The 24,304-nt window shown below is 60.3% G+C and carries 22 protein-coding genes and 1 pseudogene; 7 read left to right on the top strand and 16 right to left on the bottom strand.

Going from position 1 to position 24,304, the window contains the following annotated elements; all coding sequences use genetic code 11:
• Window positions 1-134: 134 nt before the first annotated feature.
• Window positions 135-1,637: an alanine/glycine:cation symporter family protein gene (locus NOV21_RS00410; RefSeq protein WP_283169668.1), complete on the bottom strand. Its 1,503-nt coding sequence runs from the start codon at window positions 1,635-1,637 to the stop codon at window positions 135-137.
• Window positions 1,638-1,981: 344 nt separating this feature from the next.
• Here NOV21_RS00410 and NOV21_RS00415 point away from each other — a divergent pair, with 344 nt between their 5' ends.
• Entirely contained in the window at window positions 1,982-2,461 is a 480-nt protein-coding gene (locus tag NOV21_RS00415) for a flavodoxin (RefSeq protein WP_283169669.1), read from the top strand.
• A gap of 53 nt (window positions 2,462-2,514) precedes the next feature.
• Here NOV21_RS00415 and NOV21_RS00420 read toward each other — a convergent pair whose 3' ends face one another.
• The 8 genes from NOV21_RS00420 to NOV21_RS00455 form a co-directional block, all read right to left on the bottom strand.
• Window positions 2,515-3,549: a tyrosine-protein phosphatase gene (locus tag NOV21_RS00420; protein WP_283169988.1), complete on the bottom strand. Its 1,035-nt coding sequence runs from the start codon at window positions 3,547-3,549 to the stop codon at window positions 2,515-2,517.
• A gap of 396 nt (window positions 3,550-3,945) precedes the next feature.
• On the bottom strand, window positions 3,946-4,908 hold the full coding sequence (locus NOV21_RS00425; RefSeq protein ID WP_283169671.1) for a slipin family protein: 963 nt from the start codon (window positions 4,906-4,908) through the stop codon (window positions 3,946-3,948).
• Between the two features lie 13 nt (window positions 4,909-4,921).
• Window positions 4,922-5,275, bottom strand: coding sequence for a GntR family transcriptional regulator (locus NOV21_RS00430; RefSeq protein ID WP_283169672.1), 354 nt, complete (start codon window positions 5,273-5,275; stop codon window positions 4,922-4,924).
• Window positions 5,276-5,490: 215 nt separating this feature from the next.
• On the bottom strand, window positions 5,491-6,450 hold the full coding sequence (gene nrfD / locus NOV21_RS00435; RefSeq protein WP_283169673.1) for an NrfD/PsrC family molybdoenzyme membrane anchor subunit: 960 nt from the start codon (window positions 6,448-6,450) through the stop codon (window positions 5,491-5,493).
• 24 nt (window positions 6,451-6,474) lie between these two features.
• Window positions 6,475-7,131 carry a 4Fe-4S dicluster domain-containing protein gene (locus tag NOV21_RS00440; RefSeq protein ID WP_283169674.1) on the bottom strand — a complete coding sequence of 219 codons (657 nt, stop codon included), beginning with the start codon at window positions 7,129-7,131 and terminating at the stop codon, window positions 6,475-6,477.
• 68 nt (window positions 7,132-7,199) lie between these two features.
• Entirely contained in the window at window positions 7,200-7,481 is a 282-nt protein-coding gene (locus NOV21_RS00445; protein WP_283169675.1) for a molybdopterin-binding protein, read from the bottom strand.
• The gene (locus NOV21_RS00450; protein WP_283169676.1) at window positions 7,478-8,299 is read right to left on the bottom strand and encodes a molybdopterin-dependent oxidoreductase; all 822 of its coding nucleotides are present in this window, start codon (window positions 8,297-8,299) and stop codon (window positions 7,478-7,480) included. Before NOV21_RS00450 ends, NOV21_RS00445 begins: the two co-directional genes overlap by 4 nt.
• A 19-nt stretch (window positions 8,300-8,318) precedes the next feature.
• Complete coding sequence (locus NOV21_RS00455; protein ID WP_283169677.1) at window positions 8,319-9,896, bottom strand: molybdopterin-dependent oxidoreductase; 1,578 nt, start codon at window positions 9,894-9,896, stop codon at window positions 8,319-8,321.
• Window positions 9,897-10,061: 165 nt separating this feature from the next.
• On the opposite strand from NOV21_RS00455, the gene NOV21_RS00460 reads away from it, so the two are divergent.
• The gene (locus tag NOV21_RS00460; protein WP_283169678.1) at window positions 10,062-10,574 is read left to right on the top strand and encodes a rhodanese-like domain-containing protein; all 513 of its coding nucleotides are present in this window, start codon (window positions 10,062-10,064) and stop codon (window positions 10,572-10,574) included.
• On the opposite strand, the gene NOV21_RS11305 is transcribed toward NOV21_RS00460, so the two are convergent.
• The 6 genes from NOV21_RS11305 to NOV21_RS00490 form a co-directional block, all read right to left on the bottom strand.
• A complete protein-coding gene (locus tag NOV21_RS11305) occupies window positions 10,543-10,809 on the bottom strand; it encodes a GntR family transcriptional regulator (protein WP_428978381.1) in 267 nt (88 codons plus the stop codon). The two genes, NOV21_RS00460 and NOV21_RS11305, sit on opposite strands and share 32 nt — an antisense overlap.
• Window positions 10,810-10,932: 123 nt before the next feature.
• Window positions 10,933-11,568, bottom strand: coding sequence for a Tat proofreading chaperone DmsD (dmsD, locus tag NOV21_RS00470; RefSeq protein ID WP_283169679.1), 636 nt, complete (start codon window positions 11,566-11,568; stop codon window positions 10,933-10,935).
• Window positions 11,569-11,685: 117 nt separating this feature from the next.
• Entirely contained in the window at window positions 11,686-12,573 is an 888-nt protein-coding gene (locus NOV21_RS00475) for a dimethyl sulfoxide reductase anchor subunit family protein (protein ID WP_283169680.1), read from the bottom strand.
• Between the two features lie 104 nt (window positions 12,574-12,677).
• Window positions 12,678-13,514 (bottom strand): dimethyl sulfoxide reductase anchor subunit family protein, encoded by an 837-nt coding sequence (locus NOV21_RS00480; protein ID WP_283169681.1) that lies wholly within the window; start codon window positions 13,512-13,514, stop codon window positions 12,678-12,680.
• A gap of 13 nt (window positions 13,515-13,527) precedes the next feature.
• On the bottom strand, window positions 13,528-14,148 hold the full coding sequence (locus NOV21_RS00485) for a DMSO/selenate family reductase complex B subunit (RefSeq protein ID WP_283169682.1): 621 nt from the start codon (window positions 14,146-14,148) through the stop codon (window positions 13,528-13,530).
• 11 nt (window positions 14,149-14,159) lie between these two features.
• A complete protein-coding gene (locus tag NOV21_RS00490) occupies window positions 14,160-16,613 on the bottom strand; it encodes a DMSO/selenate family reductase complex A subunit (protein ID WP_283169683.1) in 2,454 nt (817 codons plus the stop codon).
• 229 nt (window positions 16,614-16,842) lie between these two features.
• Here NOV21_RS00490 and NOV21_RS00495 point away from each other — a divergent pair, with 229 nt between their 5' ends.
• Window positions 16,843-18,534, top strand: coding sequence for a helix-turn-helix transcriptional regulator (locus NOV21_RS00495; RefSeq protein WP_283169684.1), 1,692 nt, complete (start codon window positions 16,843-16,845; stop codon window positions 18,532-18,534).
• A gap of 307 nt (window positions 18,535-18,841) precedes the next feature.
• Here the strand turns inward: NOV21_RS00495 and NOV21_RS00500 are convergent.
• Window positions 18,842-20,260 (bottom strand): annotated as a pseudogene (locus NOV21_RS00500) (alanine/glycine:cation symporter family protein).
• 502 nt (window positions 20,261-20,762) lie between these two features.
• On the opposite strand from NOV21_RS00500, the gene NOV21_RS00505 reads away from it, so the two are divergent.
• Genes NOV21_RS00505 through NOV21_RS00520 form a run of 4 tightly spaced genes read left to right on the top strand, consistent with a single transcriptional unit; the run spans window position 20,763 to window position 23,913 of the window.
• Entirely contained in the window at window positions 20,763-21,332 is a 570-nt protein-coding gene (locus NOV21_RS00505) for an ECF transporter S component (RefSeq protein WP_283169685.1), read from the top strand.
• Between the two features lie 31 nt (window positions 21,333-21,363).
• On the top strand, window positions 21,364-22,197 hold the full coding sequence (locus NOV21_RS00510; protein WP_283169686.1) for an energy-coupling factor transporter ATPase: 834 nt from the start codon (window positions 21,364-21,366) through the stop codon (window positions 22,195-22,197).
• Complete coding sequence (locus NOV21_RS00515; RefSeq protein WP_283169687.1) at window positions 22,194-23,120, top strand: energy-coupling factor transporter ATPase; 927 nt, start codon at window positions 22,194-22,196, stop codon at window positions 23,118-23,120. The genes NOV21_RS00510 and NOV21_RS00515 overlap by 4 nt, the downstream gene beginning before the upstream one ends.
• Window positions 23,113-23,913: an energy-coupling factor transporter transmembrane component T family protein gene (locus tag NOV21_RS00520; RefSeq protein ID WP_283169688.1), complete on the top strand. Its 801-nt coding sequence runs from the start codon at window positions 23,113-23,115 to the stop codon at window positions 23,911-23,913. The genes NOV21_RS00515 and NOV21_RS00520 overlap by 8 nt, the downstream gene beginning before the upstream one ends.
• Window positions 23,914-24,304 lie beyond the last annotated feature (391 nt).

The following is a 24,304-nucleotide window of genomic DNA, read 5'->3' on the forward strand; positions in this document are numbered from 1 at the left end:
ACCGTTATCGTTGGAGCAGCTGCTGCAACATATCTAACGTTCCCAGAAGACGTGATTAATGTGACAAAGGCTACAATGTGACAAAGGCTACAATGTGACAAAGGCTACGGTTGCCCGTCACGCGCTGCAAAGCGTTAACGCCGGGGGTGCTTCCTCGCCTCGTAATCTGTCATCGCCTCCGCCTTGTTGGGCTTGTCCGCGAGTTGGGGGATCGAGGTCTCATCCGCTTCATCCAGATGCGACTGGTACACGTAATGCTTGGTTCCGGCGGCGATCACCCCGCCCAGCGCCAGCACGGCGATGCAGTTGGGAACCGCCATAAGCGCGTTGGTGATGTCGGAGATGTTCCACACCAGCTCGCCTCCGCCAATGCAGCCCCAGAACACGAAAAGCAAGAAGACCACCTGGTAGGGGCGGATCCCCTTCTTTCCGAAAAGATACATGATTGCGCGGTTGCCATAGGCGGACCAACCGAGCATGGTGGAGTACGTGAACAGGACCATCCCAACGCCCAGCACCAACGGGCCGAGCACGGGAATGGAATCGAATGCGGTGGTGGTCAGCTGCGCCGCAGCAGTGATGTCGCCGGAAAGGATCCCCTGCTCGATGGCGGGATTCGCAAGCATGGTGCTCACGAGCATGATCCCCGTGATGGCGCAGATGACGACGGTGTCCCAGAACGTCCCCGTCATGCTAACCAGCGCCTGCCGCGCGGGATTCTTGGTCGTTGCGTTCGCCGCGACCAACGGGGCCGAACCCAAGCCGGACTCGTTGGAGAACAATCCGCGCTTGAAGCCGTATTGGAGCGCCAAAGCGATGCCGCTGCCCACCGCACCGCCGAATGCCGCGTGACCGGTGAATGCGCAGGTCACTATAAGGCTCAACGCCTCGCCCACGTAAGCACCGTTCATCCATATGATGACCAGGCAGCCGGCCGCGTACAGCGCCGCCATGACGGGCACCAGCCTTTCGCTCACCCGGGTTACGCTTTTTATTCCGCCGATGATGACGACGCCCACGAGTATGACCAAGAACACCCCGATCATGGCGTTGGCAGCAGCAATCTGCGCACCCGATTCCGTGGGGACATAGGCGGTGATGACGCCCGCAAGCGCATTCGATTGCACGCTGGCGCCGATGCCGAAGCTCGCTATGAACGCGAAGACGGCGAATAGCACGCCCAGGATATGGCCGATCCGCTTGTTCCGGAGGCCGCGCTCAAGGGCATACATGGCACCGCCGAGCATCTCTCCGTTGGCATCTTTGACGCGGTATTTCACGGAGATGTACGTTTCAGAATATTTGGTCGCCATGCCGAACACGCCGGTGATCCACATCCAGAAGATGGCGCCTGGGCCTCCTGCGAGCAGGCCTGTTGCAACCCCAACGATATTTCCGGTGCCGATAGTGGCGGCAAGCGCGGCGGTGAGGGCGCCGAATTGGCTAACGTCTCCGGCAGCCTGGTCGTCTTCCTTGGACACGGACAGCTCCACCGCGGTGACGATCTTACGCTGGATGAATCGCGTACGGATCGTCGAGTAGATATGGGTTCCCAAAAGCAAGACGATCATGGCCCAGCCCCATACGAACGAATCGATCGCGCTAATCGCATCGCTGAATGCGGTTACGAAGTCCATGGCTCCTCCTATGACGGCAGATAACTTTGCGCATTGTAGAGAGAAGCAAGGTTGCGCGGCGATCCGCCGTGCCGAATTTCTGGGGAACGGCGCACTTTAACAGGGCAAAGCACAGCGGCTGGGAGATCCACCGCCATGCTCGCGTGACGGTGACAGCCAACCGCATGCTTTGTCACATTAATTAACTTGAGCATAGAGTTAACCGTCCTCAAAAAATTAATGTGACAAAGCATGCGGTTGGCTGTCACCTTTTACCATGCCACTTGACTTGAACCATGGTTTAAGGTCAAGAATCAACCCCGAACCAATGAATGGCTCTGGAACCGAAAACGAAAGGAAACATCATGGGAAAGACACTGGTTGCCTATTTCAGCGCTACGGGCACGACCGCGCGCGTAGCGGAGAAGATCGCGGAAGCAACAGGCGGTGGCCTGTTCGAAATACAGCCCGCCACCCCCTACACCAGCGCAGACCTCAATTGGAATGACAAGCGCAGCCGCAGCACGATCGAGATGAACGACGAATCGTGCAGGCCTGTGATCTCGTCTCGGGTGGACGCGATGGATGCCTACGACGTCGTGTTCGTGGGATTTCCCATATGGTGGTACGTCGAGCCCCGCATCATCGATTCGTTCCTCGAGGGATACGACTTTTCGGGCAAAACCATCGTGCCGTTCGCCACGAGCGGTGGAAGCGGGCTGGGAAAGGCGCCGCAGCGGATGGCATCCATCGCCTCCGGCGCGCGCGTCCTCAGCGGAAAGCGCCTGAATGCAAGCGTATCGCAAAGCGAGATAGACTCGTGGGTCGCCGGACTGGGATTGTAATCAGGGGTAGAGGGAGATAATCGCGGCCCATGGCGAAGGGGAACCTGAAGACGCTACCGCTGAAGCAGCGATTTCAGGTTCTCTCGATGCTCGTGCGTCAGGTGAAGGCCATCTGCGACATACTGCTCGAACGACCCGAAATCGCGCTCGGCCTCGTCGAAGAACGCCTCGAGGTAAGCGGGGCGTGCCTGTAGAAACGAGTCGAGGATGGCGAGTTCCCCATCGTCCATCCCCACGCTGAGCCGTGACCTCTCCTCGGCGATTTCGAGCGCGCTGATTTCGTTCGAGCGAAGATACTCGGCCATGATGGAGCCCCCGTCGAAACCCGCGACACGGCAGGCGACGGCGCACAGCACCCCCGTGCGGTCCTTTCCGTTCACGCAGTGCACGAGTGCCGGCGCTTTCTGGGATGCGATGCTTCTCAGCGCCATGCCGATGATCGGATACTCCCGCGCGTACCGGCGGTAATTCGAGCACATACGCTCTTCGGGTTCGCCGTACTGCCCGATCGCGCCGGCAACCAGGCGTTTCGATGCATCCTTCCGCCTCCTTCCCTCCTCTGCTTCGAGCGTGACGGTTTTCACGTGCAGCAGGTACGGCTCGGGCGCTGCGTTCACCTCGTGGGCGCCGCGAATGTCGTAGATCGATCTGATGCCGAGATTTCCGGAGATGAAGAGGGCGTCTTCGGCGGAGATGCCCCCAAGCGCCGCGCTGCGGAAAAGCCTTGCCCCCCGCAGGGGGCCGCCGTCGAACGCGCGCAGGCGGAAGGTGCCGTATTCCCGGGGAAGCCGGTCGCGTTCGATTGCGGAAAACGCGAAGTTGGATATGAGCGGGGAGGGTGCACCCGAGGAATCGATGGTCCGCGCGCGAAGCAGATACGTTCCCGCTGCCTGCGGGGTGTAGGAGAACGACCATCGGATGCCGCGGTCCCGCGCCGCCCCGCGGGTGGGGTAACGAGTCCACGTCTTGCCCCCGTCGAGCGTGAATTCGACAGCGGCGATACCCTTGGAGAAATCGTCCGCCCAGCCGCGGAACATGATGGGCTCGCCCACAAGGTATACGTCAACATCGTCGGTGAACTCCATCATGGCTGCCACGCTTTCTCGATCATCGCATCCTTATGCACTCTATCAAAGCGGCCGCGATGCGGGCCTCTGGACAGGCAACCGTAGGCTTTGTCACATTAAATAAGTTGGACAAAGAGTTGACCGTTCAAAAATTAATGTGACAAAGCCTACGGTTGCCTGTCACCTCATCCAAGGCAGTGGAGATCATGCGCACCGTGGAGGGCAAGGGGACGGAATATTTCCTCTGGCGCGCCGACATCGCGACGCTGGATTTCAACCAGTTCACCCCGATCGGCTAGGCTGGTCCCGCGCCCGATCGCAGGATTCCAACGCGGGCGCTTTGGGCAGGGCGACCTCCCCTGGCAGCCGAGGCGGCGGCTTCGGATCGTGCTCCATCCCCTAAACGAGCCCCGGGCGTCACTTGCCCTTGGCTATCCTCTCCAAGCCATCGAACGCCTCGGACAAGGCGCTGGGGATGATGACCAAGCCGCCCTTCTCCTTCACGCTCTCCGACACGAAGCTCATGGCCCGCAGCTGCAGGGCGGAGTCCTCCTCCTTGTAGATGCGGGCCGCCTCGACGAACATCTCGGACATCTCGCGCTCTGCCTCCGCCCTGATCATGCGGGCGTTGTACTCCCGCTCGGCTCGGGCTTCCGCCGATAAGGACTCCTGCAGCTCGACCGGGATCTCGATATCGCGAATCTCGACCGACGAGATGGTGATCCCCCATTCGTTGGTCTTCTTCTCCAAGATGTCGGAGATCTCCTTATCCAGCTGCGTGCGCCGCACTCCCAGCTGGGCAATGGAGGCTCCGCCCATGACATCGCGCAAGGTGGTTTGCGCCACCCAGTACACCAGGCGTTCGTAGTTCAGCACCTCGCTACTGGCACGCTGGGCGTCCCAAACGGTCCAGAATAGGACGGCATCCACGTTCACCGGCACCAAATCGCTCGTGAGCACGTGTTCCGCATGGAAGCTGGTGCATCGCATGCGCATATCGATGGACGCCGTCGAATATTCAACGATGGGGATCATGAAGACGAGCCCGGGACCCGCAACGCGATTGAACTTGCCCGCGCGCAGCACGACGACGCGCTCCCATTCGAGCACCACATGGAAGCAAGCGTAGAAGATGATGCTGGCGATCGCGCCGACGACCACCGCCCACCAAGCCCCGGATGCAAGGGCCGCGGCGATGCTCGCCAAGGCGGGAATCGATGCGAAGAGGAAATGGAAGACAACGGCGCCCGTGCGACTCGTTTTCGCAGAATCAGATCCGTCTTCCATCTCGGTCTCTAATTCCGACATCGGCTGTTGCACGGGTGCGGATTCCGGCGGGACCACCGTGCTCGGATCGTCGAAGAACGATTTCTTGCTCATAGGACCGACCCTTTCAACATCTATCGGAATCCTGCTCGAAAACCTCGGCAATACGCAGAGAAAGCTCGTCCTTCGCCACATTATTCTCTTTTGCAACGCGAATCAATTCGTGAATGAGGACATCCACCGGCGAGTCGGGCAGTGGTAATTCGTCGTTATCGACTTCCGCGATGCGCGAGCGCCTGCCGCGGCCGGAAAGGATCAGCCCGTCGGCCTCCAGATCCTGGTACACCTTGTGCACGGTGTTGTAGTTCACGCCGATCCGGACGGCGAGCTCGCGCACGGTGGGGAGGACGTCCCCCGCATGCACCTGCCCCGACTTGATCTGGAAGTAGATCTGGTCGCGGATCTGGACCCAGACCGGCATCCCGGAACTCTCGTTCACGCTGAGGTGCTCAAACATAATGGCAAGGGCCCGCTTTCGCCGTGATTATCATGGGCATTTAGGATACCACAGCACGGGCTTTCACCTGTAAAATCGAGTACGAGCGAAAAGGCCCCGAAAAGAAAGGCAGAGCATCCGTAAGATGAGTAAGATGCCCCGCCCCTGTTCGGAGTGTACGATCCCCGTACCTACTCCCACTATATCAACGATGTAATCGTCGCAGTCACGATGTCGGCATGAACGCCCGCCGCCAAGATGAGGAAACGCAGTTCACATCCTCCAACCAAGGCACCAGCAGCTCCGATAAACATAACCGGATAGGCGGGTTTGCCAAGATGAGTCATCCCTGCAAGCGCTGCAACCAGGGGAAATCCCAAGCCCAGCAATATGAACATACCCCAAAAATACGGGGCCAGAATCCCTGTCGTCAGCATAGCGACCGAAGCAGCAGCCGCCGCGCTCATGGCGTTAGAGGGATTCCCATTTCCCAAAACCATGATGAATGCGACAACCACCAATACCTCAGCGACCACGAGAGCAATTACCGCCTTCTCCAATACGGAATGCGCCCATTCTTGAAGCAGCTCGCGTTTGGAAACGGACACGGCGACAACCTCCACCAAGGCAACGCCTGTATCGAACGCGCTAACCGTGAACAAGCACGGCAGAAGCGGAGTATCCCACAGGGGAACGCCCTCTGCCGTCATAAGCAACATGCCAGTATAAACCGCGACGAAAACACCTAGAGCGATACCCGCGATGGCAAAACCCTTGCGGAGACTGAGCATGCGCCGGGCGTACCAGTTCCATTTCTTCGCCAGCCAAGCTGAAAAAGGCAGGGTTGCCATAAGTGCGGAAAGCCCGAATACGATAATCGCGCAGAAGGCACCCCACGCACCATACGTCATCCACGTGGTCCAATGACTAAAAGCGCTCCAAAGCTGCATACCGCGAATCGGATGAATCAGATCGAACACCAGCAGAAGAAGACCGACGCCCAAGCAAATGGCAGATGCCCACATACTGATGCAGACAATTCGAGCATGATGCTCATGGTCTTTCAGATACAAATATCCCGCGGTAGCAAATGCGCCGGCGCTCATCCCGCCGAGAAACAGATACGCGCCGATGAGAGCGCCCCACGTTGTTTGAAGCATAACCTAACCTCCTTTCAAATCCCTCTATCTATTGACAACCAGAACAGAGGGGTTTCCCGGCTCACCGATGGGAATGGCGTCAGGAAACTTCTCCTTCATTTCATTTATCTTGCCCCAGTTCAGGGCATCGAAGATACATGCCTGCACGCAGTACGGCTCGCTTCCGGCGGGAAGGCCGGCGGTCAAGCAGCAATCGCACTTATCCATTCCCTCGCTCGTATACCGGGGCACGTCGTACGGACATGCTTCGTAACAATATTTGCAACCGATGCATTTTTCCTTGTCGACGCTCACGATGCCGCAATCACCCTTTGAGATAGCGCCCGCTGGGCATACGCGCTCGCAATTGGGTTCGACACAGTGCATGCAGCTCATGCTCACCGTTACATCTTCTTTGCGCTTGTTGGCAAAGTGGGTTACACGCCGGCGGTCGGGCGTCTCGTCTGAAAGCCTGTTGTATTTGCGGCACGCGGCAACGCACTTCTCGCATCCAACGCAATGGTCGATGCGGAACAGGAAGCCGTACTGCGCTTTGGCATCCGCGCCCTCGGCCACGGAAGTCGGAATACCAGCCGCAGCCGCAGACTCCTCGCGCACTTCACCGATGACGAGCGCGGCGGCACCGGCAACAGCTGCCCCCTGCAATAAGGTGCGCCTGGAAATAGGCGTGTTCTCTTGCATCCTTTGCTCCCGTCTCCTCCTTCGAAAACGCGGACCCGTCCAACAGGCGAGCCCGCGCTCGTCTTCATCTATTCTTTGACATCAATCTGGACGTACGCCGACTCGGGGCTGCATTCCCCCCGATCGTTTACCGACCGCACTCGCAGCACGTAATGCCCGAGTTGTTTCGGGGTGAACGCAAATGTCCACGTCACATTCTGATAATCGTTCGTCCCCTCCGTCAGATACGTCGTCCAGTTTGCGCCCTCATCCAACGAGAATTGAATCGCCGAAATTGCGTGACCGAAATCATAGGCGTTGCCCTTCAGCTTGATTGGTGTGCCCACATGTCCGACGATGGCGGGAATCATCTCACGTCCCCACCCAACAGAACGCCGACGTTCGGCAGGTTTTGATATGCGCTACGCGCTTCGTCCGTGCTCGGAGAGGGCGGCGGCGTCACTCGGTCTTCGAACGTGACGGCGACCACATCGCGGACGAAGTAATTCGCCGACGTCGAACCCAGCCATAGTTGATTGGTCCCGCCCATGGTCTCGGCTAAGGGCGCACCGTTCAAATCGAATACGATCGGGCAGTACCGCTGGTACACGTACTCTAGGGGCAGCGCCACTTCGTATCCGTCTGCACTGGTGAACACGATAGTGTTAACGGTTTCGGCAGGATCCGCGATCGCCGCTAAGGCCTTGACGGGAATACCTGTAACCTGGGCGTTGACCGCCGCTCTGCCATCGGCTGGATTTCCGGCGCAAGCGCAACCGAGCACGACAGATTTCACCTCGCTCGTTTGACAAAGCTGGTCGAACGAGGCGGTGAATCCATTGGAAACCGCACCGTTCACCGTTATTTCCCAGCTACCAGGATTCGTTGCCTCCATGTTCACGCCATGGGCCCCGCATAGATACTGGGCAGCCTCTCCCAAATCGCGTTTGACGATTGCGCTATCGGTCACCTCGCCCTGCGTGTAGTTGAACGTGCCGTTCACCTGATCCAATTGCACCAAATCGCTCCGCGCGGAAGCTGCATTCATGGATTCCGCAGTGGCGGGGCTGGTCGCATTCTCTTCCGAACTCGGCGAAGCGGTGGCCAGCGCAGCACCCCCCATGCTGGCCAGAGCGAATACCGCGCTGGTTCCGGCAACGAGCGTCTTCTTCATCGCATCTTTCTTCATCTCGTAAACCTCCCCATCGTTATTTCGCGTTGAACATGACTTTGTCGCATGTGAGGGCAGTGGAACCGTCTTCCAGGACCGCTCGTGCACTCAATACATAGGCACCCGGTTCTTCGGGCGTGTAAGTGAAGTTCCAATGAATCCATCTGACCGCATCGGTATCGGACGTGTCAAACGTCTTCCAGGTCTTGCCATTATCGAAGGAAAGCTCGATCGCCTTGATTTTCTGACCGAAAGCACTTCCGTATCCTTCGAAGGTATAGGGCTTGCCCGCTTCGATGATTTGGCCCTCATGGAAGTGAAGGATGCCGCAGTTGGGCTTATTCGCGTTTGCCCCGATTTCGCTGGAAGTCAGCGCATTGGTCTCATCCAGCTGCCATCCCTCGAACGTCTTGGGTTTGGGATCGTCGGAAACCTCGAGCTCGCTCGTCCAACGGATGCTGCTGGGAACGGGGCGGCCCTTGTACCAAGCACGCACTGGGAAGCCCTGGCTCCAGGTCAACCGCTGGCCATTGACTTCATATACAAGGTACCCCTCGTGGGTAGCAGCAGTTTCAAACGTCTCTCCGCGGCTCCATCCATCGCTTGCAGTCGCGAACACGCTCACCGCATTTGCCTGCACACCTGCTTTATCGAGCAGCCACTGGATGGGGATGCCCTTGCACTCCACGTTGCTTACCAATTCCCCGCCGCTGGCATTCATCACGCACTGCGTGCTGCTGACGAAGGTCTCGGTGGGAGCTTGGGCGATCAGGTCGCCCAACTTGATGGTGTAGGGATTATCGACCAATCCGGAAACCGTAATCTCCCAGTTGTCAAACGTCTCATCGTCGGTCGGAACGCCCCGCATATCCTTGTCGATCATTTCTTGATTCGTGTCGCCTGAGAGCCAATCCACGGTATACATATCGTTCGTGGTGGTTTGATCGTACTTGAAGTCGCCGTTGAATTCGGAGTTTTCGAAAAAGGTGATTCCCTGAAGCACGTCATACTTGGCTTCTTCCCACAGCTGCATCGTCGTGCCATTGGTGGCGGTATGGCAGCTCATGCAATTGCCGCTAAAAGTGTCCTTGCTATGGATGCCATGGATGAGTGTGCCGAACTGCTGCTGCGTCCAGAAGTATCCGGTGCCTTGATCGTGGCAAATCTCGCAATCCATCGGCTGCACGTCAGTACCCAGATTGTTCGTGATCTGCACATGCTTCAACGTAAGCTCGTTTTCGACAAGGTTGGCGAGGCCTTCTTTATGGCAAGACACGCAACCTCGATTATCCGAGTTCAGATAATAGGTGTTGTAGCTGCTCGGCTCGTCCGCAAGATGCCAGTAGGCGCCCGTCACCGTCGGGGTCAATTGGACGCGTGTGCCATCTTCAAGCGTACGCACCTCTGGAGCGTTCTCAGCGTACTGTTGTTCCAAAGCGGAATCGACCGCAGCCATGCTGCTATGGTCCTTCTCGGAAACCAGCGCCCCATTCGATGCGGAAGTATCCGATGCCTCATTCGCCGTTTGGGAATTCGGCACACAGGCAGCAAGGGTCAACCCCAAGGCGCAGCAGCACACTGCTGACATCACAATGGCTAGTTTGCGGTTTCGCATGTTCTCTCCTCTCGTCCATTGCCTTTTGCCTCTCGCTCTCGAAAATATATCATAATCTCTACAGATATACGATACTTATACTACATTCGTATGATTCTATTTTGAGTATAATGAGATTCTAAGATATGGAAATAGGGAGGCATCTTCAGTGGAAAGGACATTAACATGGCAAGATTGCTTTCCGAAAGAGCAAGGTTACGACCTGGTATTGCACGAGATTTTGCCAACTTGTGCATAGAGGGTGCGGTTCTATTTGCCATCATCGCTGTGCCGGGATGCACGAATAGCGAACCAGATATATCGAATGGGGTATCCGAGAGTTCCCCGGAGTCGACCGTCTCGACGCAAAGCGTGCCATCAAGCGAAGAAACGAACTCGCTTCCCGATTCTGCCTATATAACGGTCAATGAGCTTCACGATCGGCTTCAAGCCGAAAACCCACCTACGGTCATCGATATTCGCAGCAAGGGCGATTATTTGCCGTCTTTCATCGCTGATTCGAAGAACATACCCGCGGGACGCCAGTTCGAATTGAGGATGGACGAAATCCCGTCCGATAAGCCCATCGTGCTTATCGCGCTGAGTGAATCGGGCACCGCAGACGCCTACGAAGCTTTGATGCAGGCAGGCTACAGCCCAGAGAATGTCAAAATCGCCCAAGGGGGAATAAATGCATAGACGAAGGCGGGATTCCCCACAGAGGCACGAGCAAATCGAAAATGCTAAAGTTCCATGCGCTTGCATAATAGTGTGAGGCTTCCTCCGCGACGCGCGAGCGCCTGCCGCGGCCGGAGAGGATCAGCCCGTCGGCCTCCAGATCCTGGTACACCTTGTGCACGGTGTTGTAGTTCACGCCGATCCGGACGGCGAGCTCGCGCACGGTGGGGAGGACGTCCCCCGCATGGCGTGACAGGCAACCGTAGGCTTTGTCACATTAATTTTTGAACGGTCAACTCTTTATCCAACTTATTTAATGTGACAAAGCCTACGGTTGCCTGTCACGCGGTTGCCTGTCACGGAACGGCGCCGGAGCGCGCTATCGATAGAAGCGCAGCTTGGGGACCTCTAGCGCCCATGTCGTGCGGACGCCGTCGAGGCTCGCAAACGTGAGCTGGGACAACCCCCGATAGAATGGATGCCGCGCCGCCACTTCCATCTTCTCCAGAAAGTGGGGCGCCCACGTGAGCAGATGCTTCGACAAGTACTCCCCCACCAGCTCCGGGTTATTGCGCGCGATCCAAGCAAGCAACTCGAGCATCGTCCCGATATGGTCATCGGGCATGCGATCGCGTTGCGAACGCGCGATGCCGTGCTCTCCCAGCCAATCATGCAAATCCAAGGCGGTCGCGCCGAATATCACGCCATCTCGATCGGTATAGACGCTTCCCCATGGCGGACATGCCTTGCGCCCCGGCCCCACGAACAGGCGCCGATATTCCCGTGCGAGAGCAGTCTTGTCCGGCCACGCTGATAGGCCGTCCTTCATGATGCGGAGGGCGGCGCGAACATCATCCTCAACCCCAAACGGCCATGCGACGGCAGCGGCATCTGCGTCGATGCCCGCAAACGCGCCGAGTAGTGCGGCGACCTCCTCCGCAGCGGGATCGTACGCGAACAGGGGGCCGAGCGTTTCCCCCGTGAACGCCAAAGGTTCAATAGGGCGGTCATCCATCTTGTCGACTCCTTCCGATTGCCCCGATTCCAATTGATACGTGCAACGAATGCCGCTCCGTTCCGTACTTATGCATCTCCATGAACACCCTTCGGGCACGCGCCGCGCACGATGCGCCTACACGCCCACCCCCACCGTCAAGTGCATCAGATAGAAGGCGAAACGCATGATGAAAAGCGCCGCGAACAGCAGGGCGGCCGCGGTGATCCGCATGCCGAGCGGATGCGCCGCCCCCGTTCGAAGCGACAACGCCAGGACAACGACACCCACCGCGGAAAGCGCCCCGTAAACCGCAAGCATAAGACCATAATGCGGAACCACATCGACGGCTGCATACATGAAGTTGCCCAGATGCTCCAATGAAACGCCTTGCAGCGCGTATACGGCAAACAGCACGATAGCAGCTGCAGCCGAAACGGCAACCAAGGGCACGCCGCTTTTGGCTGCAAGACAGTCTCCCCCGGCAGCCGCGAACCCGACCGACGCGATAGCCGGCGACAGGACGAACGCCCCCACCGCGATCGATGCCGGCGTGTACGGGGTATTCCATGCCGCAATCGTCTCCACGCTGTAGGACAACGCCGACATGCCGATGAACGCCGCAGCTAGGGGAATCGCCAGGATCATAAGCGCTCGTTGCAAACCGCTGCGATCCTTCAGGGAGAACCCCAAAAGCCACACGATGGCGGCGCAGGCAAGGAACACAACCGCGGCGGACACCTCGTTCGAGAGGGGGCTGCGGCCAATCCCCCGGGCAACATAGAGCGCATTGGCGGGATTGCCCAGATGCGTGGCGCTGGCGATGAGGCCGGCCATGCACAGCACGAGCGGCAAGCTGAGCGCCTTGTTCAGCCGAGTTCGACGATGCGGCTTAAGGGCGCCCCCCAGCAGGGGAAGCTCCATGAAAACGAACGCCAACGCCGAAGCGGGGGCCAAGCTGGTGAACAACGCCAGCGTTATCTCGCCCAATGCGTTGCCGAACGCCAGTTCCGCTCCGCTTCCCATGACCCCCCTCTCGTCTCGACATCCAAGGACAGGGTAGCAGGTTGCCCACGGAAAAGCAGGCCGACGACGAGCGCGGGCCTGCTGAAAAGGTTGACGAACGTATCTTAGAGGACGCTCAGACCCACAGACAGCTGCATGGCGTAGAAGGCCAGGCGAAGAGCCAGCGCGCCCACGATCACCAAAACCACGGCCGCCGCTGCCATGCCAATGCCGCGCTTGGCAGCCAGTTGGATGCACACCGCGCCGGCGACCAACGCCACGCAGCCGCACACCAGGGCGGGCAGCGCACCACCGACCAACGCGCTGCCGGCGTAGAGCATGGTGCTCATGCCGTCGGTCGCGCCCGCCATGGCGGTTGCGGCGATCACGGTCAGGGCAGCGCCCAGGTACGCCATCACAGTCAGGCCCCTGGCGGGAAAGCCCGCTTCGTCCTTGGCGAAAGCCAGGACCAGAGCACCCGTCGCGGCGCCGCCGACCAACGTCAGGCCGATCATTTCAACCGGAGTGGCCCAGCTGTTCCAGCTCTGCACGGTAGGCAGCAGGTACGCCATGCCCATGAACAGACCGAAGCAGAGCGCCAGGACGGCGGCGACCACCAGAAAACCCTTGCGGCTGCCAGAGGTCAGCTTGCCGGCATTGGCAAGAATCGCGTACACGATAGCCACCACGGCGAACACTATGCCCATGCAGACCTCGTTGGTCAGCGGGCTGCGGCCTAGGCCGCTGAACACATTCACTGCGTTCAAGGGGTTGGTCAGGTGGAACGATGCTGCGATGAAGCCTACGACCACGATGGCCACGGGAATCCAGGTCGCGCGATCGATCTGGGCCTGCTTGCCCTCGTCGAACTGTGCGGAGAAGCTGGCAAGAGCCAAGGCGATGAATGCGCCTGCGCCCGCGGAAGCCAGCACTGTGAAGAGCGCCAAAGGCAGTTCGTTCATTGCATGCTCCATGCTAGATCACCTCCAGTTGGTTCACGATCATGCCCTCGTCGGTATCGGTCGGACGGGCATCGCCGGTCGCCTTGATGTACAGATTGGGATTGGTGAAGGTATCGGCCGGCAGCGGCGCGATGTTGGCGCGCGCACCGAGTTTCTCCATCTCCTCGACGGTGCCGAATTCCAAGGCGCGCAGCGGGCAGGCATCCACGCAGATGGGATTGGCGCCCCCGGCTACGCGTTCGGCGCAGCCGTCGCATTTCACGCTATGGCCTACCGCGCGATCGACCTTGGGCGCATTGTAGGGGCATGCCATATGGCAATATCCGCATCCGATGCACTTGGTTTCGTCCACGAAAACCAAGCCAGTGCCGGCGTCCTTATGCATGGCCCCCGTGGGGCATACCTGAACGCATGCGGGACTGTCGCAATGGTTGCAGCTCATGGAGATGTGGTACACGAACGCGGTGGTGGTGTACGCACCGTCGCCGGCATCCTGCCAGCTTCCACCCTCGAAATCGTACACCTTGCGATATGCCACGTCGATCGGCAGATCTTTGAAATCCTTGCACGCTATCTCGCAGGTTTTGCAACCCGTGCAACGCGTGGTATCCAGATAAAATGCGTATTGGGTCATCGGTCCTCCCCCTAGATCTTGGCAACTTGGACGATCATCGAGTGCGCGGGCCCGTTGCCCTTCGCCAACGGCGTGGGACGGTAGGTGGAAAGCGTGTTCACGCAGCCTCCCCTGTCCACCCTGTCGCCATCCATGTCGGCATCGTGCCAAGCGCCCTGCGGAATGCCGACGGTGCCGGGGATGATGCGCTCGGTGACCTTGGCCTCGATCTCAATGGTGCCGGCAGGGCTCGTGACGGTGGTCCGATCGCCGTTCGCAATGCCGCGCGGTTCGGCATCGATGGGGTTGATCCACATCTGATGGCGGCAGGCCTGGTTCAGCTCTTCGATGAACCCGAAACTCGAATGCGTGCGCGATTTGTAATGGAAACCGCTGCAATACAGGGGGAATTCGTCGGTCGTGCTACCGAAGCCCTGGAATCCGGGATCGAACTCGGGAATGGCGAAGATCTTGTCGCCGTCTTCGAGTTCCCACGCGTCATTCAGCTTGGCAAGCGCCTCGGAGTAGATCTCGATCTTGCCGGAGGGCGTGCCCAACGGATGCGCAACCGGATCGTCGCGGAAGTCCTTCAGGCCGATCGCGGGTTCGCATTGTACCTTGAATACGCCGTTCTCCTTGATCTCATCCCATGTGGGCATGATGATGCCGGAGCCTTTTTCGGGGTCGAGCGCATTCTCGCGACCCTTGTTGTACAGGTATTCGATCCATTCATCATGCGTGCGGCCCTCGGTGAACTGCTCGCGCATGCCGAAGGACTCAGCAATATCGGCGCATACGTCGTAGCTGCTGCGGCACTCGCCCGGTGGCTCCTGCGCGGGACCGCCCAGGACCACGCCAGTATAGTATTCCGAATATCCCTGGGTTTGCATGTTCAACTGCTCGCTGCGCATGGCATCGGGCAGAAGCAAGTCGGCGTACTTGGCCGAGTCGGTCATGACGGTATCCCACACCAATATGAATTCGCACTTGTCCTCATCGACGAGCACGTCATGTGCATAGTTGATATCTCCATGCTGGTTGGTCAGGCAATTGCCCGCATAGTTCCACAAGCATTTGATGTCGGCGCCCAGTCTGTCCGCACCGCCAATGCCCGCGTTCTCGGCGGTCATGGCATGCCCGTGGTCGATCGCATCGATGAATTCGTATACGGGAAGCGCGGTCTTGATCGGATTCTTCGCAGGCAGCTTGCCCACCAGGTAGATGGGAGGCTCGGCCTCGCGTTGGCCGGTGTTGGTGCCCGGCAGGCCGATCTGGCCCAAGGCGATGGGAACCATGCAGATGGCGCGCGTGGTCTGCTCGCCGTTGGTATGGCGCTGCGACCCCCACCCCTGGCACACGAACGGGGCTTTGGCGTTTTCCAGATCCGCCGCCAGCTCGCGGATCTTGGCGGCGGGGATCGCGGTGATCTTGGAAGCCCATTCGGGGGTCTTCTCCACCTGATCGTACCCCGTCCCCATGACATAGTCCTTGTACGACTTGTTCTGGCCCTTGGCGCTTGCGGGCATGGTGGATTCGTCCCAGCCCACGCAGTACCTCGCCAGGAATTCCTCGTCGGTCTTGCCATCCTTCACGAATTCGTGCACGAGCGCGGCGCACAGCGCGGCATCGGTGCCGGTGCGGATGGGCAGCCATTCGTCGGAATGCCCGGAAGCGCTCTCGTTCATGCGATAGTCGATATTGACGACCTTGCCGCCGCGGCCTTTGACCGCTTCACGGACGCGGGCGAAATCCCATGTGGCATTGGCCCCGCCCATGCGAGTGTCCGCCGGGCTGTTGCCAAACATGACCACCAGGTCGGAATGCGCCGCCGCCTCGCTGAAGGAGCTCGCATTCACGTTATCGTAGGGGCTGAACACGCTGCCGGCTTCCTTGTCGCTGCCGAACATGTAGGGCATGACGGCGGAAAGCATATGGGTCGAATAGTCGTAGCGCTGGTTCACGAAACCGCCCAGCAGGGCAAGGAGGCGGTTGCTCGGTTTGCCCATGGTGGAGTACATGCCCGTGGCATAGTTGATGAACACGCTGTTGGGACCGTACTCGCGGTAAATACGCTCCAAATTATCATGGATGATCTGGATAGCCTCATCCCAGCTGATCCGCTCGAACTTACCTTCGCCGCGCTTGCCCGCGCGCTTCATGGGATAGAGAAGACGATCGGGATGGTTCAACCAGCGACGCATGGAACGCCCGCGCAGGCATGCGCGCGCTTGGAAATCGGCACTGCCGACCGTATCCGTTTCCATATAGGCCACCTTGCCATCGCGCACGTGCCACTGGAAGATGCAATTGCCTCCGCAGTTCACGTTGCACTGGCTCCACGCGATCGTATCCGCGGGCGCCGCATGCGCTTCCTCTGCGCAAAACATCGGACCCGCAGCGTGCACCCCGCCCGCCGCTGCGGACAGCCCCGCAAGTGCGCCCGTTGCCGCAACGAACGAGCGACGGCTTATCGAATGCCCTGCCATACTCTCCTCCTCTTTGAAAACCTCCCGCCCGACACCTTCCTCCCCGTATCGGACATGATGCAAGCTTAGGGTATGCCGGGAAACCCCATGTCACATGAAAGGTGGTATTTTTACATTTGCCCAGATCAAAGCAGTTTTATCTATACTGGCACGCAATGTGCGATACGGTACAATAGCATGCATCATAGAACCTGCCCCCTGTCACGTTACGCATGGAGGGAGGGAACGAATGCGGGAGAAGGTTACCTCGGCTCTACGGCCCTCGGTCGCCGTGCTCGGATTCGCGCTCTTCCTTGCGATCAACGCCGCCAGCGTCTGGGGCGGCGTGTTCCCATTCCTTCCACTGGAATACCAAACGCACGATCTTCTGTTCTGGTTCTACTTCGCTCAGTCGATCGCCTTTTTCTGCACGTTCCTTGCGGCGGCGCGCATCGCATACATAACCCGTGCCAAGCGCCCGCTTCCTCTGACCGTGGGATGCGCCAGCGTGCTGTACGGCCTGGGATGGATCTGCCTGATCGCATCCATCTACCTCTATGCCGTCGCGTTGCCCTTACTCGTTGCCGCAGGATTGCTGCTGGGAACCGGTGCGGCGTTGTTCTACCTGCTCTGGCAGCGATATTTTGCCAGCATCGAATCGAGCAGGGGCACGCGCGACATGATCGTGGGCGCCGTCTTCGCTGCGGTCATCTACTCCGCGCTGTATCTTATCCCGCGCGCGGTCACGGCATTCTTGATCCCCGTGGTGTTCCTGCCGCTGTTCGGGTTGGCCCTTACGCTCAGGAACCGTGAGATCGACTTCGCCCAGCCCATGTTCTCGGATCTGCCGGCGCATAACCAGCGCGTGTACCGCCGTCTGGTGCACGGCACGTGGAAGTCATCGCTGGCGATCGGGTCGTTGGCATTCTGCGCGGGCGTCATGCGGGCGCTTGCCATCGACGATCCCTCCATCGGATCGCTGGTGAACGTGCTGTCCATGATCGCGCTGTTGGCGGCTGCCGCCGTTCTGCTGTACTTCTGGCTCGCCCGCGGGTTGAATCTTTCCATCACGCGCCTGTATCGCATGATATTCCCCCTCGTTATAACCGCGTTGGTATCCGTGCCGTTTGCCCCGCAGGCATACCTGCGATGGGTTGCGGCGGGTCTCTATGGCCTGTACGCTATCGCCAGCTTCCTGATCATGCTGCAAGCGGCACAGATCTCCCGCGACCAGGGAATCCACCCTGTGTACGCCTTCGGCACCATCGCCGGCATCGTGTATGCCCTGCACGATCTGGGGTTTTTGATCGGAAGCGCAAGCGACCGGATTCAACTTCCCAATATCGACCCAGTCACGCTCACCGTCGTGCGCGCCCTGTACCTGCTCGCACTCATGTTCTTCGTGTCATCGATCGACTTCAAGGCCGAACACACCCATTTATTCAGCGACGACCACATCGAGTTGCTCGCCTCGCGCGAGGGCAATCGGGATTACTCCGCTCTGGCGTCGGCGATTGATTTGGAAGAAGACGGGATCGACGGTGCGCCCAACGCAGCACCGCCTGTACTCGCCGATGCGAATCTTCCCCACCTTCCCCAAGATAACCGTGATTCTGCGCGCCAGTACCTGCAGCCCCCACCGAGCGGGCAATCGATCCTGAGCGATCTGGCTGAACCGAGCACCACGAGCTACGAGTACCGCGACCGCATCGACCGCGTGTCGCAGGATATCAAGCGGGATTTCGGGCTGTCGAACCGCGAGGCGGAGATCCTGAAGCTGGTCGCGCAGGGTAATACCGTTCCGAGCATCGCCGAGCAGCTCTTCATATCCGAAAACACCGTGCGCACGCACATGAAGCGCCTGTATGCCAAACTCGATATCCACAAGAAGCAGGAACTGATCGACCTGGCCCACTCCTACCGCCGGCCGCAGCGGGAATAAAGGTCGCCGCGATTGCCGGAAGCGCCCCCCAGGCTGTCTAGAAACTCCTATCAATCTGTTCAAACATGCATCAGAGAGTATCTATATGATTCTTGAAATACATATGTCGTATAAGCAGAAGTCTCAGGGGGTTCCAGACAGTCTCCCCCGCTGTATGGAATGCAAGGCTGGAACGGACCGGGCATCCGGTTCCGCGCACAGCGATCCGCCCGCCGCTCGATAGCGAATCGACCGTCGTAACCGCGATGTCAAGCATGCGCGCCGGCGGCGAGAACGGAGCAGCCGCCGATCGGTGCGCCAGCTGCGCTTACTTCGTCTCCACGCGCGGGATTTCGGCATTGTCCGATTCGGACAGATGGCCATCCGCCAGCCAGTATTTAGTCTCGCGGGAGATGACGCCGGAAAGCGCGAGAACCATGATGATATTGGGAACGACCATCAGCGCGTTCCCGATATCGCTGACGGTCCACACGACATCGCCCACGCCCAAGGCACCCGCAATGCCCACCAGCACGTAGACGATCTGGTACGGACGGCGGCCTTTGCGACCAAAGAGGAACGTGACGCAGCGATCGCCGTAGTAACTCCAACCCAGTATCGTGGAGTACGCGAAGCTGACCATGCCCAGCACCAGGATCGGCGTGCCCACATAGGGGATGCTGGAGAAGGCCGCGCTGGCAAGCGCCGCACCCTCCGTGATGGAGCCGCCTTCGATGATGCCCGGATGGGCAAGCAGGGTCGACACCAGCACGATACCGGTGATAGCGCATATGACCACCGTGCTCCAAAACGCGCCCGTCATGGCAACCAGCGCCTGGCGCGCGGGGTTCTTCGTCGCCGCCGCGGCGGCGACGATGGGGGCGGTGCCGAGGCCCGCCTCGTTGCTGAACAGGCCGCGCGCGCAGCCGTACTGCAACGCGACCATGATGCCGCTGCCCACGGCGCCGCCGAACGCCGCTTTCGACGTGAACGCGCACTCGATGATGGTCTCGATCGACTGGCCCAAATACGCGCCGTTCATTGCCATGATCGCAACACAGCCGCCCACGTAGACAACCGCCATGATCGGAACGAGCTTCTCACACACCGCGGTGATGCCGCGCACGCCGCCGAAGATGACCAGCGAGACCGCCACGGCGATGGCGACGGCAACGACCGCCGCATTCGCTCCGGGAAACGATGACGTGATGATGCCCGTCATGGCAGCGGACTGCACTGCGCTGCCCGTGCCCAGGGTGGCGATGATGGCGAACACGCAAAACAGCACCGCGCCCGCATGCGCCCAGCCGGGAGTGCTGCCGTCGGGCCGGCGGAACGCGCGCTCTCACGCGAACATGGCGCCGCCGATCATCTCCCCGCGCGAATCCTTCACGCGAAACTTCACGGCCGCGTACACTTCCGCGTATTTCGTGGCCATGCCGAACACACCGGTCAGCCACATCCAGAACACTGCCCCCGGCCCGCCTGCGAGGATGGCGGTTGCCACGCCCACGATGCTGCCGGTGCCGACGGTGGCAGCCAGCGCGGTGGCGAGGGCTCCGAACTGGCTCACGTCGCCTTCTGCTCCTTCATCGCGAGCAACGGAAAGCTTGATCGCGGTCCCCAGCTTGCGCTGTATGAAGCCAGTGCGAATGGTGAGGAAGATATGCGAGCCTAAAAGCAGGCAGATCATGGCAGGACCCCACACCAGGGCATCCACGCTATTTAAGAGTTCGATTACATCCATAATGGTCCACCAGTCTAGCCTTCTCTCCAGTCAAATCCGCTGGCACGGCCCAACCCTCACGACAATATCGCGTTCGAGCGCCCGGCAGCAGCGTTTGCGCCGCAGCGACGGGCGCTCCCGCGCACAACGACGAACCCGACCACATCGTCCATCATCCGCCCGAAACGCAATGCGTGCGCCCGTCATCGAGCGAGGCGCCTGGACGTGCGCGGCAATCGGGGTTGCCGGGGCCGCCACTCCCGGCGAGCGGGCGCGGGCGGGCGCGGCGTGGGGGGGCCCCCCCCCACGACCGCGCCCATGCGGAACCGGAAGAACGGGCACCGGCATCATCCCCCTTCTTCTTGCGCCGCGCACCTGTCCTGCGGTAAAAGGCAGGCTGCAGCATCCAAACCCTCGGGTCCTGCAATGCATACGCTGCGGATTCATTCGGCTGGCGCCGAGCGGATGCCGCGGTTTCGCTATAATCGAGTGCGCACTTCGAACCTAAGGAGCTGGACCCGCAATGCCCACCATGCAGAACACCAACCGTTGGGAAACCAAGGAACTCGTGACGATGGCGCTCATGTGCGCCATCAGCGTCATCTTGAGCTTCATCGAGTTCCCGCTCATCCCCGGCATCAGCTGGCTGAAGTACGATCCCTCGTGCGTGCCTGCCATGATCACGGGCTTCGCCTACGGGCCCGGCGCCGGCGTGGTCGTGGGCATCGTGAGTGTTCTCATCCACACGCTCATCATGGGCGACTGGGTGGGCGGCCTGATGAACGTGTTCATCGTGCTCGCCATGGTCCTCCCCTCCGCCGTCGCCTACACGCGCAACCGCACCTTCAAGAGCGCGCTCGCGGGCCTGGGCGTCTCGGTTGTCGTATGCATCGTCGTCGCCATCGTCTCCAACTTGCTCATCGACCCGTTCTACCTGGGCGTCCCCTTCGAAGCCGTCACCGCGCTGGTCGTCCCCGCGTTGCTTCCGTTCAACATCGTCAAGAGCGTGCTGAACTCCGCGCTGACGCTGGTCGTGTACAAGTCCATCAGCAACCTCATCACCCCGAAGAAGAATCGGGTGAAGGGCCGCTAACGGTTCCATGCCCGGCCTGGAAGGTGCTGTATTGATCGAATTCCAAAACGTCGGCTTCACCTACGACGGCGAGACATTCGTGCTGGACGGGATCGACCTATCGATCGGGCAGGGCGAGTTCGCATGCATCCTGGGCGGCAACGGCAGCGGGAAGAGCACGCTTGCCAAGCACGTGAATGCTCTGCTGGCGCCCGATCGCGGCACGGTGCGCGTATTGGGCAAGGACACGTCAGACCCCGAGGCGATGTATTTCATCCGCAGCAACGCGGGCATGGTGTTCCAGAATCCCGATGACCAGCTGGTTGCGAACCCGATCGAAAACGATGTCGCCTTCGGCCCGGAGAACCTCGGCGTACCCGCGGATGAGCTACGGAGGCGGGTGGCCGACTCGCTTGCGCGCGTGGGCCTGCAAGGCTTCGAGCGCCGGGAGACGACCGCGCTCTCCGGCGGCCAGAAGCAGCGCGTCGCCATCGCCGGCGTCCTGGCGATGGACCCCCGGATCCTCATATTGGACGAGGCGAGCGCGATGCTCGACCCCCGTGGCAGGAAGAGCCTGCTCAGAGTGGCACACGAGCTGAATGACGCGGGCATGACCATCATCATGATCACGCATTTCATGGAGGAGGCTGCAGGCACCGACCGCGTGTTCGTGCTCGATGCAGGGCACATGGTGCTGTCGGGAACCCCCGCCGAGGTGTTCGCGCAAGCCGACTTGCTCGCTTCGCTTTCGCTCGACAACCCCTTTGCCGTGAAGATGAGCCGCGCCCTGCAGCAACGCGGCGTGCGCGTGCCGCTCTGCATCTCCGAAGAGCAGCTGGCCGACGCGATCGCGTGCCTCGCACGGACGAAGGGGGGCTCGGCATGATCGAATTCCAAAACGTCGGCTTCACTTACCGTACGGCGGAAGGCAAACGCGGACGCAGGAAGAAGGCGCGGGAATCGGACATCGACTGGGGGAACGACCCCGGCGCGTACTGGGCACTCCACGATGTGAGCTTCGCGCTCGCAGACGGCGAGTTCCTCGGCATCGCCGGGCACACCGGAAGCGGGAAGAGCACGCTCATCCAGCATATGAACGGGCTGCTCCACCCCCTGCAGGGACGCGTGCTTGTCGACGGGGCCGATATCGCCGACAAAGGCGCTGCTGCGGCGGCGCGCGAGCATGTCGGCATGGTGTTCCAATATCCCGAGCATCAGCTCTTCGCCGCCACCGTCTTCGATGACGTGGCCTTCGGTCCGCGCAACATGGGGCTCTCCCCCGAAGAGGTGGAGCGACGCTATGCCCAGGCGATGCAGCTGGTGGAGCTCAACGCGGAAGCACTGCGCTCCGCAAGCCCGTTCGAGCTCTCGGGCGGGCAGCAGCGGCGCGTCGCGTTCGCGGGAGTGCTCGCCATGGGTCCGAAAACCCTGATCTTGGACGAACCGGTCGCCGGCCTCGATCCGAAATCCCGCGAGGACTTCCTCCGATTCATACAGCACATGCATACGGAGGAGGGCATGACCGTGGTGATGGTGTCGCACGACATGAACGACCTCGCCCGGCTGTGCGACCGCATCCTCGTCCTGAACCGCGGGGAGGTGTTCGCGCTCGGCACACCGGAAGAGGTGTTCGCCGACGCCGAGGCATGCAAGCGCATAGGCTTGGGGGTGCCCGCAACCCAGCATCTTTCCAACGAGCTCGCGAAGCGCGGGGTACGGCTTCCCCGCCAAGACGGTTTGCCCACGCTCGAATCCTTGGCCGACGCGATTGCGAGCATCGTGCCCCGCGAAGGGTCGCCGCGTGGATAGGGCGCTGTTCGGACAATACTTTCCCACGGACAGCCCCATCCACCGCATGGACGCGCGCGCGAAGCTGACGCTGGTCGTCATCGTGATGATCGCGATCTTCGCCTCTGGTTCCTATGCCGCGCTCGGCGTATGCGCGGCGTTCATCCTCGCCTTCTTCGCAATCTCCCAGATCCCGCTGCTCCAAGCGGCTCGGTCGATCGGCCCGCTCTTCTTCATCGTCATCATCACGGCGCTGTTGAATCTGTTCTTCGTACAAGGAGGCGTCGAATATCTCTCAGCGGGCCCCTTCCACGTGAGCCAAGCGGGCGTGCATTCGGCGGTGTTCCTCTCGATCCGCCTCACGCTGCTTCTGCTCGATGCGAGCCTGCTCACGCTCACCACGACCACGCTCGACCTCACGGACGCCATAGAGGCGGTCCTCATGCCGTTCAGCCGGTTCGGTCTGCCGGCGCACGAGTTCAGCATGGTCATGGGCATCGCGTTGCGGTTCGTGCCGCAGTTCGTCGGTGAGTTCCGCACCATCCGGGCGGCGCAGCTCTCCCGCGGGGCAAAGCTTTCGACCAGCCCCTTCAAAAGCGGATTATCAAGCGTATCGAGCCTGATGGTGCCTTTGTTCTCCAGCGCGTTCCGCCACGCCGACACTCTGTCGAGCGCTATGGATGCGCGCTGCTACCACGGGGCGGCGGGACGTACCAAACTGCACCCGCTCGCCTTCCACGCCCGCGACGCCATCGGCTCCGCCGTGTGCGTCGCGTTGCTGGCATGCGTGGTCGTCGTCAACGTGCTCTTCTAGGGAAGCACTGATGAATTCCGCCTTGGCCGGGGACGGCAGGCTGAGCGCCGGAGCGGCCAGCGCCGAGCGGGCGCGCCGGCGTGTGCGAACGGGGATCGAGCCGCTCCGGCGCCAGCATGTCGTTCTCGGGCTGGCAGGACTAATCAGCGGTTCCCTAGCGCGCGGTCGACTGCAGTGAGACGACAAGCGGCAACTCGGAGAAACACGTCCATTTTCTGAGCGGAATTCGGACTTAGGAGTCAAAGGCGAGAGAATCGGGGTTCTTTTTGCCTCCAAACTGCATCGTTAGTGTGTCGAAGCGAGCATTGCCCCAGGTCGGAAAATATCGAACGGCAGAGCGAAGGCAAGGATTGGCTCCTAAGTCCGAATTCCGCTCATATTTCGAGAGTTT

Source organism: Curtanaerobium respiraculi, assembly GCF_024609215.1.
GTDB classification, from domain to species: domain Bacteria; phylum Actinomycetota; class Coriobacteriia; order Coriobacteriales; family Eggerthellaceae; genus Curtanaerobium; species Curtanaerobium respiraculi.